This window comes from Thermococcus paralvinellae (assembly GCF_000517445.1).
Classification (GTDB): Archaea; Methanobacteriota_B; Thermococci; order Thermococcales; family Thermococcaceae; genus Thermococcus_B; species Thermococcus_B paralvinellae.
On sequence record NZ_CP006965.1, the window covers coordinates 1831871 to 1847658 of the forward strand.

Consider the following 15788-nt stretch of genomic DNA (forward strand, 5'->3'; position numbering starts at 1 on the left):
CACCATAAAAAATAGGGAGTTGATGGATAAAAGCTTACCCTATCCATCTCCCAACCTTTGGCTTTTCATTGTAAATTCCGCAGATGGGGTAGTTGTCTATAGAGAGATCTCTAAGTTTTTCTTGAACTCTAGGCAGTTCTTCTTCCCTTAAAAGGGCAAAAAGACTTTTTCCAAGCATAACCATGGAAGAAGGCAGTTTTATCAACTTGTCAATTTCTTTTGCTATCTCTAGCAGTTCCCCGTTTAGAAGACCTGTATTTTCGGCAAAGTCCCTTGCGAGATGCATAAGGTTTTCGGGAGTGGGGTTTTTGAGGAGTTTTCCTAGGGCTTTTTGCCCTTCTTTTTCTATTGCCTTTACAACATCACTATCGAGAACTTCTCTTGTCGATAATCTTCCAAGAGGAATTGTGAGAACTTTGTATTCCTCGGAAAATATATTATCGACAACACCAATTCCAGGAGCTCCGGCTTTTATCCTAATCTCAATTCCTCCATGTACTTGAGCAATTACATCCCCTAAGCCACCCTTATTAAGGACTTCGTGCTTGTGGGCTATTTGTGCCGCTTGAAGGAATGTTTTATTCTTGAAATAGTATCCCAAAGCTAAAGCTGTTCCCAAAGCTCCACCAGCGCTGTTGCCGAAGCCATGTCCATTCGGGAAGTCAAAATACTGCCAGATTTCTACATCTCCCTCGAATTCTTGGGGGATTATCTCTTCAGCGACAGAATAACTGATGAATGCTTGTTCTTTTTTAACTGGTTCCCCATTGAATGCAACGTGAATATGCCTCTCTAATCCGCTTTCGATGCTCACAAAAACATTGGTGCCTTTTGTCAAGTTAATCCCCGCTCCAAGAGAGCCAGCAAAAAGGGGATTTTCATTGAACCTAGGCACAAAGAACGCTGTTATATGTGCTGGAATGAAAGCTCTAATTAGCATGGGCTCACCTCACTCTGTAGCTAAACACGAGGAATTCTCCATCATTCTGGTGATTTATTGTGAAGATTTTTATTGGCAACTTGCTTTCTTCTATAATTTCCCTTGTAATTTTTGATTCGCTGTCAGCTTTAATAACCAAATTCAGTGTCCTTGAAGGTATATTGTATTTCTCCCAATGAGGATTGCCCTCATTTTTAGCTTCTGCCATTATCCTCAATCTTGGTTTTATTGAAGCTTTAGGTATATCTTGAGAAAACGAAATCAAGCTGTGGTCTGTTAGATATTGAAACACTTGACTGGCATTTTCTTTGACTGTATCTGGAATATGGTATTCTTTAGCATGTTTGTTGAAGATATTCTGGAACATTAATGAAATTAACTTCTCTTCGGGAATCGTTTCAAAAAATGCTCCATCAACGATAGAAACTTTGATTTTGCTTTTATCTGTCTTATGTGTCCTTATTAGATAGAAACATTTTCGTTTGTATGTTTTCCACAGTGGATCACTTGAATTTTTATCAAATATTTCTGCGATTTTTATCACTATCTTGCCTTTTGAACCATTTAATCTTTCGATTTCTTTCAATGTTTTGTATTCTGTTGGAATTGTGGAATTAAAAGAGGCAATACCCCCTCCTTTGCTATCCTTTAGCTCTAATATCTCTCCTCCTATAAGCTGATTATCTTGGGATATAGATTTGAACATAAAGTCTGGGAATGCTTGTGAGTCAGTGTAAAGGTCTTTAATTTTTAGTTTTCTCTTTAGTACCTCTTCAGAATATATTTGCTTCAAATCCTGCCAGATGTCAAAACCAAGTTTATTTGCGGTTTTTCTTCCATCAACATAAGCTAAATTAGAAAAAGAAGATGTAAGAACAATTTTTTCCAACTCATCATATAAGCTGATTTTCTTCGATTCTAGTAACTCTACCATCTTTAAGAACGTTCTTACTATGTTGGGATAACTCAACATCAAAGAGTGTTTTTTGTTTAGGGATTTTTAAAGGTTTTTCAGGCATTGGCCAGATTTTGTCTAAATTTTCCGTAAATCTGTAGTACTCTCTGTATCTGCTTACATCATCAGCTTTTCTAAGCTTTGCAAGTCTCTTCTTAATGACTTCTACATAATGAGGATCGATTTCAATCCCAACATAGTGTCTTTTAAGTTGCTTTGCGACAACTAACGTTGTTCCTGTTCCTGCAAATGGATCCAGAACTAAATCTCCAGGCATTGTTGAAGATAAGATAATCCTTAAAAGTAACGCCACTGGAGACTGTTGTAAATGAATTCTCTTTCCACTTTCATCTCTAAGAGGTTCATCACCAGCAAAATATCCAGATGTGAGTTCTCTTATGTCATCCCAAACGTCTGTAAGATACATACCATTTTCTCTTGGATATTTGTGCCATGGGGCTAGTGGATAGTCAACTCTCAGCTTGTTGAATACTCTCGGCTTTTTTCCTTTAGTGGCAAATGCTATTATCTGATATGCTTTATTGAACCGGTATCTTTGTGGTACCGCAGATGCCATTTTTTTCCATATTATCAAGTTCTGAAGAGTCCAACCTGTTTCTCTAAGAATTCTCAAGACCCATTCCGTGTTTTTCTCTCTTTGCATGAAATAAATTGCTCCCCCTTTTTCAGTGACGTTGTAGATTTCTCTTACAACTTCCTTCATCCAGTTCCAATATTCTTCTTCGCTTAAATTATCATTAAAGAAGCGGTATTCTTTCCCCTGATTAAATGGGGGATCGAGAAAGCTTAAATGAACTCCTTTAAGTTTGGGTATCCATTCCAAGCAATCTCCCAGAATTATCTCATCAATGATCATTGCTATCACCCATTTCATCTAATAATTCAAAAAACTCTTTATCATATTGGGGATTAAATTCCGGGTATGTTTCTCGAACAACTTTGATTGCATATTTTAGGCACTCTTCTTTGTTCTTAAATTTTGGCTTTTTCCCTAAACTGTTAAGTCTAGCATTCCAGTAGATCATTCTTAGCATATTTTGAGCCTCATCTCCTCGTGGTATATGCTTCAATTCTTCTTTCACTATCTCTCTTATCTCCTTGAGTTTTTGCACTCCGTTCATGGTAGATAGATAGGTAGGTAGATATATAAATCTTTTGGAAATATGAGGAAGGGCGTGGGAGACGTAGTTTCCCCAGTAGTAGAAAAGAAGGGGAGAAAGTCAGAGAGAAGGAGGGGAATTCTTTCCCCTCCGTCTTCTATCACTCTTCAACTACATATATTGGCACTTTTCCATGTGGGATACCATACTTCTTGCCGTACCATTCGCTGAGGAACCAGTGTGATGCTACGAGCAACACAAGACCTATTGGGAGGAGGACTATCCAAGTCCTAACTCCTATAGCGAAGAGAATGTACAGTATAATTCCAACGCTTGCTGCTGTTACTGCATATGGGATTTGGGTTGTAACGTGGTCAATGTGATCGCTTCCAGAGAACATTGAACTCATGATTGTTGTATCGCTAATTGGCGAACAGTGGTCACCGAAGATACCTCCAGCGAAGACTGCACCAATTGAGGCCCAAAGCACTGGTCCCGCTTCTCCACTTATGTGATAAGCTAGTGGGATAGCTATTGGCATCATAATTGAGAAGGTTCCCCATGATGTTCCAGTTGTAAATGAGATGAACATTGCAATGAGGAATATAACCAGTGGCACTATTCCTGGTGAGAGTACTCCAGAGGCAATTCCAACTACGTAATCCGCTGTTCCTACTGCATCAGTTGCACTCTTAATGCTCCAGGCTAAGAGCAATATGGTGTTCGCAATAATCATCTGCTTCATACCTTGAATTATTGCTGTTTCTGCTTCTTCTACTGTCATTATTTTCATTCCAACGACGAGGAAGAACGCTACAACGACCATTGCAAATGAACCCCAAAGCAAGGCCAAAGCTGGGTCAGAGTTTGAAAGTACACCCATTATCCCGTCTGAAGCAAAAGTTTCACTACCTCCGCCAGTAACCCACATCCCGTAGAGTGTGACAAAGACGAGTGTTAATATTGGCCATATGAATGTGTGAACATTTCCACCTTCTTTTGGCGCTCCTAAGTCAATTTCAGTAGTCATCAATGGTTTTGCACCATCGCGGAGAACTTTTCCAGTTGTTCTTGCTCTGTATTCAGCGTGAAGCATTGCTCCGTAGTGCCTGTGGGTATAGGCAACGAGGAACACTAATATTATTGCAAATATTGAGTAGAATCTGTATGGAACGCTTGAGAGCCAAGCAGCATAAGGTCCTAAAGTTATTCCAAGGTCTTTGAATGAATCTCCAATTAGACCAACTTCATAACCAATCCATGTTGAAACAAGTGCTAAACCTGCTACCGGGGCAGCAGTAGAATCATCGATATAGGCTAACATTTCTCTTGAAACCCTTGTCTTGTCAGTTATTGGTCTCATAGTGTTACCAACGATAATTGTGTTTGTATAATCATCGAAGAACACTAGAATACCTAAAAGCCAGCCCATAAGTGATGCAGCCCTGCTTGTTCTTACTGTTTTAGTTAAGGCTTTTGCAATTGCTATGGCACCACCGGATTTGTAAATTAATCCCACACCTGCACCAATCAGAAAGTCAAAGAGCAATATCTTTGCGTTCCAGTCGTCAATGGCGTTTCCGACTATCCAATCCAATGTCTGGGTAGTTCCTGTTATCGGATTCCATCCTGAGACCATCACTCCACCAATCCAGACACCTGCAAATAGAGCTAACAATACTCTTTTTGTCCAAATAGCCAATATAATAGCCACAAGTGGTGGTAGTAGGGATAAAACTCCAAAGTCCGACATGAACTAACACCTCCTATCTAATTTGTAGACATTCGTTATTTGGTCCGCTTATAAAGTTTTTGGAAATATTTTTGTCATCCTGATTGTTATCGAAATTTTATCGAAAATTATTTAAGATTTTTGAATGTTCTATGGTGAACTTTCTTGGACGTTTGTGAATGTCTATGTAGTATAATGTAACATCAGTAACATTAGCATCTTCCGTTTATAAAAATCTTTCTCTAAAAGGCTATATGGAATTAGACAAATAACGAAAAAAAAGTTTAAAGCAAGTGTTTAACAAAGAAAAGTATTCAAGGATATTTGACAAAAGCAAACCCTAAACATTATCCAGAATTTCCCTCAGCTTTTTGAAGTCCTTCCTAAGTTCCTCTTTGAGCTGGGGCTTATATAAAGCAACTGCCGGATGATACATTGGCATTATTATAATTTTTCCAAAAAGAGTCCTTGCCTCAAATGTTCTCCCGTGAATTTTGCTTATCGGTTCTACCTCAAATCCAAATTTTTTGAGAATGTAGCTCATGGAGTGTCTTCCTAAGGGAACGATTATTTTGGGTCTAATTATGTCAATCTGTCTATCTAAATAGGGCGAACACGCTTTAATCTCATCTTCACTCGGGTCTCTGTTATTGGGGGGGCGGCATTTTACTATATTTGTTATGTACACATTCTCTCTTTTTAGGCCAATTTCGGCTAAAAGTTCATCCAAAACTTTTCCAGCTCTCCCTACGAATGGTAGTCCTTTTTGATCTTCCCAATATCCGGGAGCTTCGCCAACAAACATTATCTTTGCATCATAACTCCCATTACCAGGGACAGCGTTTGTTCTCAACATTCCTAGTGGGCATTTTTTGCAGCTTTTTATTTTCTCTTCAAGCTTTTTCATTAGCTCCTCTTTTGCCACGCCTAACACCTAAAGTCTTTTGTGTAAGGTAAGCTCTCAAGAATTCAATCCATGCTGTGTAATAGCCTTTCTCATACTCATCCCTGAACTCATGCTTTAGAATTCCCTCAAAATGCTCTAAGAGCTGCTTGGCTTTCTCATGGTCAACTTCTTTTACGAGCTGGACTATTAGTGCATCAGTGTCATTGTCTTTTAAAGCTGATATAAATCCATTTATTGCTCTTGAATACCCTCTCCCCCATTCATCGTTACCTACCATCTTTTCAAGCTTCTCAAGGTGTGATTTTGCTTTGTTGAAGTCCCTCCGCATTAATGCCCTTAGGAACATTTCCATTCTCATTTCTCTAGCTGGCATTTTTATCCCCCAACTTTGACTGCTCTTGGATGTATTTAACTCTTAGCCTGCCATACCTATGCAAGTAAATCTGCATATTTACGCAAAAGTTTTTATACCATATCGGGTAATTCAATACTAGAGAGGTGACTAAAATGGCTGAAGTTGTAGATGAAATTCCAAGTGGTGAGAAGGAGTTCAGCGAGCTAACTAAGAAAGTTCGCGATCTTATTGAATATCCTGAATTGAGTGAGGAGGAATTTCAAGAACTTCTCACAAAGGCAAGCAGGGGTTATGGCGGTTCACTGCCACATAAGACTTATTCTCTTTGCCCAGAAACAAGGAGAATTGTGCCAGCAGTAGTTTGGGAAAAGGATGGAAAAGTATGGATAACAAAAAAGTGTCCGGAGGGTTTAATCACAGATGTGTATTATGAAGATGTCGAGATGTATTATCGCTTTAAGGAGTGGAGATTTGAAGAAAAGAAATTAGCGAGCTTTAATGTAGAAAACAGTGGTGTTAACTGTCCTTTTGACTGTGGTCTCTGTCCAAGACACCGTTCACACACTAATCTGCTCAATATAGTCTTAACTAACCGCTGTAATTTGAGCTGTTGGTACTGCTTCTTCTATGCCAAAGAAGGACAGCCAATTTACGAGCCTACGCTTGAACAGATTAGAATGATGCTCCGCAATGCTAAAAAAGAGATCCCTATTGGAGCAACTGCTGTTCAATTTACTGGTGGAGAGCCTACACTCAGAGAAGACTTAATTGAGATAATTAAGATTGCAAAGGAAGAAGGTTATGACCACATTCAGCTAAACACCGATGGAATTAAGTTAGCTTTTGAACCAGAGCTAGTTAGGAAGATTAGGGAGGCTGGAGTTAACACTCTCTATCTAAGCTATGACGGTATGACTCCACAGACAAACTGGAAGAACCACTGGGAAATTCCGCTCATCTTTGAGAATGTCAGAAAAGCTGGTGGACCAGGAATTGTTCTCGTGCCAACAACGATTAGGAATGTAAACGACCACGAGCTTGGAGCTATAATTAACTTTGGTCTTAACCATCTTGACATTGTTAGAGGAGTCAACTTCCAGCCTATCTCTCTCGTTGGTAGAGTCCCGAAAAAGGAGAGGCAGAGGTTTAGGATTACAATTCCCGGAGCAATAAAGAAAATTGAAGAGCAGACGAATGGTGCAATAGCAAAGGAGGACTGGTATCCAATTCCAATAGCTGGGCATATAGCAAAGTTCTTTGAGGCATTTACCGGAAGCAAATACTATATGACCTCTCACTTTGGCTGTGGTGCTGCAACTTACGTCTTCCTTGATGAAGACAGAGTAATTCCGATATCAAGATTCCTTGATGTTGAGGGCTTCGTAGAGTTCCTTGAAGAGAAAGCAGAGGAACTTGAAAAATGGAAGAGACTTGGAAGACTTCAGAAACTAAAGATTGGTGCTGAGATATTCCTCAAGTTCAAGAGCTTCTATGATGAAAAATACGCTCCAAAGAGCTTTGATGTTCTTGACATAATAAAGAATGCCTTCGCTCATGGAACATACGAAGCGTTGGGAGAGTTCCACTACAAAACATTATTCCTTGGAATGATGCACTTCATGGATGAATACAACTACGATGTTGAGAGAGTTGAGAGGTGTGTAATCCACTATGCAATGCCAGATGGAAGAATAGTACCCTTCTGTACTTTTAACGTAATCCCAGAGCTTTATAGAGATAAAGTACAGGCACAGTTCAGCTACAGCTGGGAAGAGTGGAAAGCCATGCATCCAGATTGGGAGTACAAGAAGGACAAGTATATCAGAACTAAAGAGTTTGTTGAAAAGATGAAAAACAGCGAACTTTACAGGAAGACATACATCGACATCAAACAATACTTCTGAGGTGATGCCAATGGAGAGAAAGCTTAAGTTTATTAAACTTAAATTTAGCAAAATTGCTCCTCAAGACGCTATGGATTTACAGTACAAGCTGAGCGTTAATTCAGCAACTTATAGGGTTTTCATTAATGGATATTCAAAAACAGGAATGATTGTGTTTGATGAGGGAAAGCTTCCAAAAGAAGAGCTCTTGAGAATGTTTAGCTCTCATGAGCCAGAGATTACAGAGGAAAAAGAAATAACAATAGAAGAGCTCATAAACTCGAGCATGAGCTGGAAGAATGTCATGGGAGAAATTTTATCCCAGTGACTTTCTTTTCTTGCCTTTTTTGTAAATACTGCTTAGCTTTTCCTAATCGAAAAATTTAAGTAATCATTTGATTACATGTAATTTGGGGATAACAATACATGATGCAGGATATTGAAGAAGTTGCCAAAAAGCTTGATGCACTAGGACATCCAATTAGGCTCAGGATAGTGATGCTTCTCGCAAAAGAGAGCAGAGCGATGTATCTAAATGAAATTGCAAAACGCCTAGATATAACGAGAGCCTTAGCAAAAGTTCATTTAAAAAAGCTTGAAGCAGCGGGGATAGTAAAGAGCAAGATCATTTTAGTTGAAGGAGAAGCAAGAGCATTGAGATATTATGAATTGCAAGATTTTGAGATTCATCTTTCCCCCAAAATTCTGAGGGGTGAGAAGGGTGAAGTCTAAAAATGTCGTACTTGCTGGAAGTTGGTTAGCGACAACATTAATTTCAGTTGTAGTTTTGTGGAAAGGTGGGACAACAATCTGGAACTATGTATTTGTGGGAATTTTGCTTTTCATGGCAACAGGCCTATCCTTTTCCATTGGATATACGCTGGAAGATAAAGAGGAAATCAAAGTGGCAAGAGAATTGTCTTCAATTAGTTCTAAGATTGAAAAGATAGAAGCAAAGATTGAAAAGATTGAAGAAGCAGTTGAAGAAATAAGAAGAGTTCTTGAGGAGTAATCAGCTGAGTATTGATTTTGCCTCTTCATACTTCTTTAATTCCTCAATCCTTGGAACGCTCCATGCTCCCCTTTTAAGTGTTGAGAGAGCAGCGATTAAATTGGCAAATTTTCCAATTTTTAAGAGCTCTTCTCTGGTGAATTCAAGATTAGTAAGCTTGTCCATATGCCATAGTGCTGATAAAAGTGCTGCCATAAAAGCGTCTCCAGCTCCCGTTGTATCCACGGGTTTAACTTTGTGAGCTGGGACTTCAATTTTTATATCTCTATGGATTATCTCGCTGCCTTTTTCTCCTTTGGTTATAGCCAAAAGCTCGAAGTCGAAGTTCTCGATGTCAATTCCATACTCCTTTAAGAATTCAAGTTCTCCATCGCCGATTTTTATTATGTCAGCAAGTCCAAGTCCTTCTTGTATATCCCTGAGCATTTCTTCTTCTCTTCCTTTCCACAAGTCAAGCCTGATGTTCACGTCATAGCTTATTGGAATCTTTCCTTTCGCTTTTTTGAGGACTTTAAAAACTGTGCTCCTCGAAGGTTCTCTTGCAAATAACACACTTCCAAAGTGAAGCAAAGAGGCTCTTTCGAGGAAAGAAAAATCTATGTCGTCAATTTTTAGATTAAAATACGCAACTCCATCGTAGAGGATGAATTCTGGCTTAGCTCCAATTAGTTGAACAAAAACAACCCCAGTGTGCTTTTCTCTATCAAATTTTATGTACTCTGTGTTTACTCCTTCTCTCTTTAGCTGTTCAACTAAGAATTCACCAAAAGAGTCCACTCCAACTTTGCTTATCAGTGCTGATGGTGTCTTTAATCTTGATAATCCAACAACTACATTAGCTGGAGCCCCACCAGCATGTTTTTCAAAAGTCTTAACGTCCTTTAACGGCAGTTCTTCTTTTGCTATAAAGTCAATTAAGACTTCTCCAATGGCGAATATCATCGTACACCACCTATAAAAAATTTTGAGAAATTATTTATTGGGCAGGTGTTTGCCCATCTCATCTAAGCTCAATCCTCGCTTTGCCTTTTAGATCCTGTTCCTCAATCTTGAAAGATACTATACCGGTAAAAGAGCTTAGATCAATTACATTCCTGCCCTTTTTTACATCAAAGCTTTCTGAATATGCTTCATCGATGGGTAGCTTGATGTCATACTCGAAAATCTCAAGTCTATTGTCTTTGCTTAGATGCAAGATAAGTCTTGGGTTCTTGTAGCCTTCAAGGGGTACTCCACCAAAAGGTTGTTTGGTCACTGAGGGGTATTCAAGTGAGAAGGAAAAGCTAGTCGCTGGAGGATTTTCTTGTAGGATTTTCTCATCAAGTACAATTATGTCCCTTTGTCCAGTATCAAAGGGCGTTGCAACTAATGCACCTGTGTTTGGAGTTGTGTTTGCGGCAATTAACAGCTTTCCATCAACTTTTTCGATGCTTGTTATTCTTGCACCGAAGGTTCCAACTATCTTTACCATGGGTGGAACTATGTAAACGAGAACACTTGGCCCGCTTATCGTGTTTGTAAATGTTGCGTTCAGCTTTTCCTCCTCGGTTTTTGGCTGATACACTGCATCATGATGGGCATTGTATGCGACTAAAATTCCGCCTCCAACAGGAAGTGCATTGACCCTAATTGGAGCATAGAAATTGTAGAAGTCAAAGAGCCTAACGAATGAAATATCTTCTCCATTGAGAGGATTTCCAACAAAGAGTCCTCCTCTAACAAAAGCAAAAAAACGGTTGTATGCTGACTCCATGTCTCCCAACACAGGTCTTATAAAAGCCCCTCCATCAATACTCCTAACATTACTTAAGCTGAACTTTGTCCACCTCTTTGTTATCAAGTCATATGCATGTATCTCCTTTATTCCCTCTCCAAAGTTCTTGCCAATTCCAAAAAATGCCGTATCATGAACTATGGTTCCTTTTAAGCTTGGTTCCGGATTTACTTGTCTTATTTTTCTACTCCTCCTGTCAAGCTCATAAATCCCCAAGTTTGCATGACCGTCTTCCCTTGCTAGGAGAAGTTCGTCAGAATAAGGGTTGTATATAATGTCGCTAACCTCCCCAGTCCACTCCGTTGGATGATGGATTGATTCTTTCCAAAGTAGTCTTATTGAGTCATTTTCTGTGTCATATTCATGAACATGGGAATATTTATTGACGAAGCTTATTGTTGATTTTTCATTTTTCCCCTCATATATAGCTGGTGCATGAACCCAGCCACCAAAGTAAATGAATTCATCGACAACTTCAACGGCGTTATAGGTGTCTCCACCAGATGTTGGTCTGGACCCAACCAGCTCAAATTCATAAATCTTTTCTTTGCGGTCTCTGATAAAATGGGCTTCTCCTTCAAATGCAACTGTAAAATAAAGGGTGTCATTGTGGTATCTGAGACCAAATATTCCTCCACTTCCCCATTCTGGACCATATCTGGGGGGAAACCTATAGTTCATTATGCTCACCACACACTTTGTTGAGGAATTCACTATATAATTTGATCAAGTTCTCTTTAGGTTTTTCGTAATAGTCTGGGGGAACATTAATGTAGACTTCTCTTCTTTTTAGCTCTTTTATTTTGTTTTTAAAGTCCTTAAGCACAAATGCCGTTGGTTTTAGACTTCCGTCACTTCTGAGAAGTCCAAAGAACCTTTCATGTATTGCCTTATCAAAGGGAGGCTTGTCCCAGAGGCTCTCGTGGTAATCTGCAAAGTTCCAGTATAGGGCGCCAATTGTTCCAAATTCATAAAGGTGCTTTAATGTCTTTTCAAGCCATTTTGCTGCCTCTTCTTCATTTATGAGATAGTGTTCTAGGATATCTTTTCCAGTAGCAGATTTTATTTTCTTGGTTTCTCCTTGAGTAGTTGGCATTCCAAACTCTTCCATTAAAACGTTCTTTTTACCAAGAGCTTTTGTTAAAACACAAGCAAAAGACACAAAATAGGGATCAAGGGGATCTGTGAAATCCGTATAAACAGAATAAGCATGCATACAAAGGAAATCATTGTAAAGAGCAACATCTTGAACTCTAAAGTTTTTGTTTCTGTCTATGTCCTCCTGATGAATGCCAAAAGTCACTGGTCTACTATCATTAGATTTTATCGTTTCATAAACAAATTTCAGCCACCTTTTTGCAACTTCCGGTGTTCTTGGTATCCTAACGTTGTCTATTTCATTTGAGATATCCCAGCCATAGATTTGAGGGGAGTCACTGAATTCTGATGTGATTGTGTCCAATAACAATTCCTCAGCTTTCAGAATCTCTTTGTCTTCATAGATGTCCCTTGCTCTCCTATCAACAACTTTTCCATTTGAATATGTGAGAAATCTCTCGTGTGGTTTATCTTCCAGCAACCATTCCGGAAGCCAGTTTATTCCACTCATATGTCCTACAAAGAAAGTTGGGATTACCTTGAGCTCTAGGTCATTAGCAATGTCAAGAACTTTTCCGAGATTCTTCAGGCTTTTCTCATTAACCTTGTCAATTTTTGGTTGGAAATCCTCCCAAAGCAGGAAAATCCTAACAACATCGAGATTTAGGTCTTTAATGATTGAAAATTCTTCTTTGACTTCTTTCTCCTCAAACTCTTTCCACCAGAACATAGCCTTTTTTCTGGGCCAGTAGTTGACTCCTAAAACAAAATTCATTTTTATCCCTCCAAATAAAGTTTAAGAAGGAATTAGCCCTTTATACCTCCTGAAACGCCTTTCATATAGTACTTCTGCAGTGCAATGTAAACGAGTAACGGTACTAAGATTGTTAGAACACCTGCAGCTGTCAGTTGACCCCAATTTGGGTTGTATCTGCTGACGAATTTTGTTATTCCTGCTGAAGCTGGCCAGTTCTCTGGTCTCAGCAGAGTGATTGCAAAGAATAAATCTTGCCATGCAAAGATGAACTGGACGACAGCAACGCTTATTATTGCTGGCAAAGCTATTGGGAGGATTATTCTGAAATATATTCCAACACTACTGAGTCCGTCAATTTTTGCAGCTTCCTCATAATCTTTTGGGATACTCATGAAGAAGTTCCTAAGGAAAAATATAGTCCAGGGCAAAGCAAAGGCTGAGTGCACGAGGATTATGCCATACATGTGGTTATATAACCCCAAATCCCTGAAGAGCTTTAGGAGGGGAATTATAACCGCCTGCTGAGGAACTACCTGAATAGCAACTAAAGTTAAAAAGAGCATCGTCTTGACTGGAAAGCTAAATGATGTGAATCCATATGCGGCCATTCCTGACACTAGTAGAGGCAAGATTGTTGCAAAGCCTGCGATTATTATTGAATTTAAAATGTTTCTCGCAAAACCTCTATTGAGGACATCAATGTAGTTTTCTAAGGTAAAGTGGGCATTCTTTAAAATCCACCATCCAGAGACAACTTCGCTAAATGGTCTGATAGAGGCCATTATCAAACCAAAGAGTGGAATTAGAAGCATTATGCCAATCATCCAAGCGACTATGTTTATAGTTACCTTGTATTTCATACTGACCTTGACCATTACTCAACCCTCCTCTCCTGTATCATTCTCTTTAGCATGCCTATTGAGAACACAAACACTGCCACTGTGAGGAATGTAGCAACAGCTGCTGCGAATCCCCATCTGTATCTAAAGAACGCTTCGTAGTACACCAAATAAGCGAGCACTGATAAATAGAGCGGAGGAGATTCTGCTGACAACACAAATATAAGGTCAAAGACCTTTAGGATGTAGATTGAACTCATCGTGACGACGACTATTAAAGCTGGTTTCAAGAGAGGTAGGAGGACATATCTAAACTTCTGCCAAGGATTTGCTCCATCAATTATTGCAGCTTCAAGAATTTCTTTGTCAATCCCCTCAAGCCCAGCGAGAAATACTGTAGTTGAAAAACCCAACCAAGCCCAAAGAGAACCTAACAGAACAAAATATATTGCAGTTGAGGGGTCTTGTATCCAAGCCCTAGGAGAACCTCCTAGGAGCTCAATAATTTTATTAATAATTCCAGAACGAGGATCGAGCAAAAGCATCCAAACTATACCAACAACTGTTAGTGGCATAACCATACCGAGCATAACAATTCCTCTCAAGACATTTCTCCCTACAACTTCCTTATTGTGGAGAAGGATCGAGAATGCTAAGCCTAAGAGCGTGACTAAAGGCAAGAATGTGATGAACAGAAACACGTTATTCTTAATTGATGTTCTGAAAAGTTCATAATCAAACATTTTTTCATAATTTTGAAGTCCAACAAACTGAGGTGGAGTAAAACCGTCCCACTTAAAGAAGCTCAAGTAAAATGTGTTTAATATTGGATACACGATAAAAATAAAGAGGAGTATAAAGGCGGGCGTCATCAGGATGAAAAAGTCTTTAGTTAAGTAATCCTTCCTTCCGCCCATTTATCCCACCTCAGCTTGAGTAATAGTCTTTTGCTTGCTTCTCAAGGTCTTCGGCAATCTTCTGGTAGTCATCTGGGTTGGCCCATAATCTGAAGAGTGCGTCCCAGATTACAGGCTGGAATCCACTTGGTACATTGTCATCCAAGTCTGGCACTACAACTGAATTCTTCATAATCTCAACAACTCTGTAATCTGCTGGGTCGTATGCCTCTTTTGGAACTGCTAAGTTTGGTGCAAGATAACCTTTTTGTCTTACCATAATCTCTTGATATTGTGCTCCAGCAAACCATTCTGCAACTTTTAAGGCTACCTCTTTGTGTGGAGCATTCTTTGGAACTATAATCCAGTCGCCACCAGCAACTATTGCAGGCTTAACATTTGGATTGATCGTTGGGAATGGAATTAAGTCATAGTCAACACCTGGCTTATATCCTTCACTCTGGAGCATTAAGTTAATCCAGTTGCCCATGAAGTACATGGCAACTTCTCCCTTTCCTAATCTTGCTACTTGAGCTTCCCACTTCTCACCAATTGCAACCTTGGGATCACCATAGCAACCTTGCTTGAGGAGGTCGCTTATGATCTTAAATGCCTCAATAACTTGCGGGTCTGTCCACTTTATTTCGTGTCTCATAAGCTTCTGGTGGAGCTCTGGGCCACCGACTCTAAGAAGGACAGCCTCAAAGATATCACTCAGTGGCCACTTATCAGCGGCACCGCTTGCCATTGGCTGAATTCCTTTGCTCTTCAACACGTTACAAACTTGTTTGAGGTCATCTAAGGTCTTTGGCGGTTCAAGATTGTTGTCTTTAAAGACATGGACGTTATACCAAATACCTGGCTTTGCCCATGCTTTAATTGGGATTCCATAATAAACACCATTCAGATTAACAGGATCAAGTAGATTTTGCATAATTTGTCCAGAATATTTCTTTGCTATTGGGGTTAAATCTTCAAGTTGGCCTTTTTGACCAAGTTCCTTTATCAGTGCGGGCCATGGGAGGATTGCAATATCGAAGTTTGGTGAACCAGCCGCTAATTCACTTAAAACGGCATCTCTAAGTTTTGATTGTTGAACATATTTAATCTGTATGTCTTTGTGGGCTTTATTGAACTCTTCAATGGCCTTCATAAAGGCCTCTCCTTCGCTACCACCCCACTGGCCATAGACTATTACCTCAACAGGCTTAGCTTCTGTGGGTTTTTCTGTTGTTGTAGGGGCTGCTGTAGGACTCGTAGTTGTCTCCTTTTGAGAGATACATCCAGCAACTATGGCACCTAACAAAAACAGGCTTAAAAGCAATGCAGCTTTTTTAACACCACGCTTCATTTATGGGCACCTCTTCACAATTGTTCATTGGTGTGTTTACTTTTAGTATATTTATATTTTTCGGAGCATACATCTTACACTTATGTACATTATTGCTTTTTAATTCTTGATAAACTTCAAGATTTTTCTGATAAATTTTCAATATTAATGAATTCATCATATGGCTCA

General features: G+C 39.3%; 17 protein-coding genes. 4 read left to right on the top strand and 13 right to left on the bottom strand.

Annotated features, from left to right (window positions below; all coding sequences use genetic code 11):
• Positions 1-34: 34 nt before the first annotated feature.
• The 7 genes from TES1_RS09990 to TES1_RS10020 all read right to left on the bottom strand — a co-directional run bounded on the left by TES1_RS09990 (position 35) and on the right by TES1_RS10020 (position 6028).
• A complete protein-coding gene (locus tag TES1_RS09990; RefSeq protein ID WP_042682403.1) occupies positions 35-940 on the bottom strand; it encodes a pantoate kinase in 906 nt (301 codons plus the stop codon).
• Positions 941-944: 4 nt separating this feature from the next.
• Positions 945-1874 carry a hypothetical protein gene (locus tag TES1_RS09995; protein ID WP_042682404.1) on the bottom strand — a complete coding sequence of 310 codons (930 nt, stop codon included), beginning with the start codon at positions 1872-1874 and terminating at the stop codon, positions 945-947.
• Positions 1834-2772 carry a DNA-methyltransferase gene (locus TES1_RS10000; protein WP_042682406.1) on the bottom strand — a complete coding sequence of 313 codons (939 nt, stop codon included), beginning with the start codon at positions 2770-2772 and terminating at the stop codon, positions 1834-1836. Before TES1_RS10000 ends, TES1_RS09995 begins: the two co-directional genes overlap by 41 nt.
• Positions 2762-3037 (bottom strand): hypothetical protein, encoded by a 276-nt coding sequence (locus TES1_RS10005; RefSeq protein WP_144080613.1) that lies wholly within the window; start codon positions 3035-3037, stop codon positions 2762-2764. The genes TES1_RS10000 and TES1_RS10005 overlap by 11 nt, the downstream gene beginning before the upstream one ends.
• Before the next feature lie 139 nt (positions 3038-3176).
• Entirely contained in the window at positions 3177-4769 is a 1593-nt protein-coding gene (locus tag TES1_RS10010; protein WP_042682410.1) for a Na+/H+ antiporter NhaC family protein, read from the bottom strand.
• Between the two features lie 319 nt (positions 4770-5088).
• The gene (udg, locus tag TES1_RS10015) at positions 5089-5673 is read right to left on the bottom strand and encodes a type-4 uracil-DNA glycosylase (protein ID WP_042682412.1); all 585 of its coding nucleotides are present in this window, start codon (positions 5671-5673) and stop codon (positions 5089-5091) included.
• On the bottom strand, positions 5642-6028 hold the full coding sequence (locus TES1_RS10020) for a hypothetical protein (protein WP_042682413.1): 387 nt from the start codon (positions 6026-6028) through the stop codon (positions 5642-5644). Before TES1_RS10020 ends, udg begins: the two co-directional genes overlap by 32 nt.
• 134 nt (positions 6029-6162) lie before the next feature.
• Between TES1_RS10020 and tes the strand changes: the two genes are divergently transcribed.
• From tes to TES1_RS10040, 4 genes are all read left to right on the top strand, one after another.
• Entirely contained in the window at positions 6163-7914 is a 1752-nt protein-coding gene (tes, locus tag TES1_RS10025) for a tetraether lipid synthase Tes (protein ID WP_042682415.1), read from the top strand.
• A 4-nt stretch (positions 7915-7918) separates the two neighbouring features.
• A complete protein-coding gene (locus TES1_RS10030; protein WP_227738488.1) occupies positions 7919-8221 on the top strand; it encodes a DUF3213 domain-containing protein in 303 nt (100 codons plus the stop codon).
• 98 nt (positions 8222-8319) lie between these two features.
• Complete coding sequence (locus tag TES1_RS10035; protein WP_042682419.1) at positions 8320-8625, top strand: ArsR/SmtB family transcription factor; 306 nt, start codon at positions 8320-8322, stop codon at positions 8623-8625.
• Positions 8615-8905 (top strand): hypothetical protein, encoded by a 291-nt coding sequence (locus TES1_RS10040; RefSeq protein WP_042682421.1) that lies wholly within the window; start codon positions 8615-8617, stop codon positions 8903-8905. Before TES1_RS10035 ends, TES1_RS10040 begins: the two co-directional genes overlap by 11 nt.
• On the opposite strand, the gene TES1_RS10045 is transcribed toward TES1_RS10040, so the two are convergent.
• Genes TES1_RS10045 through TES1_RS10070 form a run of 6 tightly spaced genes read right to left on the bottom strand, consistent with a single transcriptional unit; the run spans position 8906 to position 15620 of the window.
• Complete coding sequence (locus TES1_RS10045) at positions 8906-9847, bottom strand: carbohydrate kinase family protein (protein ID WP_042682423.1); 942 nt, start codon at positions 9845-9847, stop codon at positions 8906-8908.
• A 58-nt stretch (positions 9848-9905) separates the two neighbouring features.
• Complete coding sequence (locus tag TES1_RS10050; RefSeq protein ID WP_042682424.1) at positions 9906-11360, bottom strand: DUF2139 domain-containing protein; 1455 nt, start codon at positions 11358-11360, stop codon at positions 9906-9908.
• Positions 11350-12552 carry a glycoside hydrolase 5 family protein gene (locus TES1_RS10055; RefSeq protein WP_042682426.1) on the bottom strand — a complete coding sequence of 401 codons (1203 nt, stop codon included), beginning with the start codon at positions 12550-12552 and terminating at the stop codon, positions 11350-11352. Before TES1_RS10055 ends, TES1_RS10050 begins: the two co-directional genes overlap by 11 nt.
• A 32-nt stretch (positions 12553-12584) precedes the next feature.
• Positions 12585-13409 carry a carbohydrate ABC transporter permease gene (locus tag TES1_RS10060; protein WP_042682428.1) on the bottom strand — a complete coding sequence of 275 codons (825 nt, stop codon included), beginning with the start codon at positions 13407-13409 and terminating at the stop codon, positions 12585-12587.
• Positions 13409-14290, bottom strand: a complete 882-nt coding sequence (locus TES1_RS10065; RefSeq protein ID WP_042682430.1) for a carbohydrate ABC transporter permease — start codon at positions 14288-14290, stop codon at positions 13409-13411. The genes TES1_RS10060 and TES1_RS10065 overlap by 1 nt, the downstream gene beginning before the upstream one ends.
• Before the next feature lie 10 nt (positions 14291-14300).
• Positions 14301-15620 carry an ABC transporter substrate-binding protein gene (locus TES1_RS10070; RefSeq protein WP_042682432.1) on the bottom strand — a complete coding sequence of 440 codons (1320 nt, stop codon included), beginning with the start codon at positions 15618-15620 and terminating at the stop codon, positions 14301-14303.
• Positions 15621-15788 lie beyond the last annotated feature (168 nt).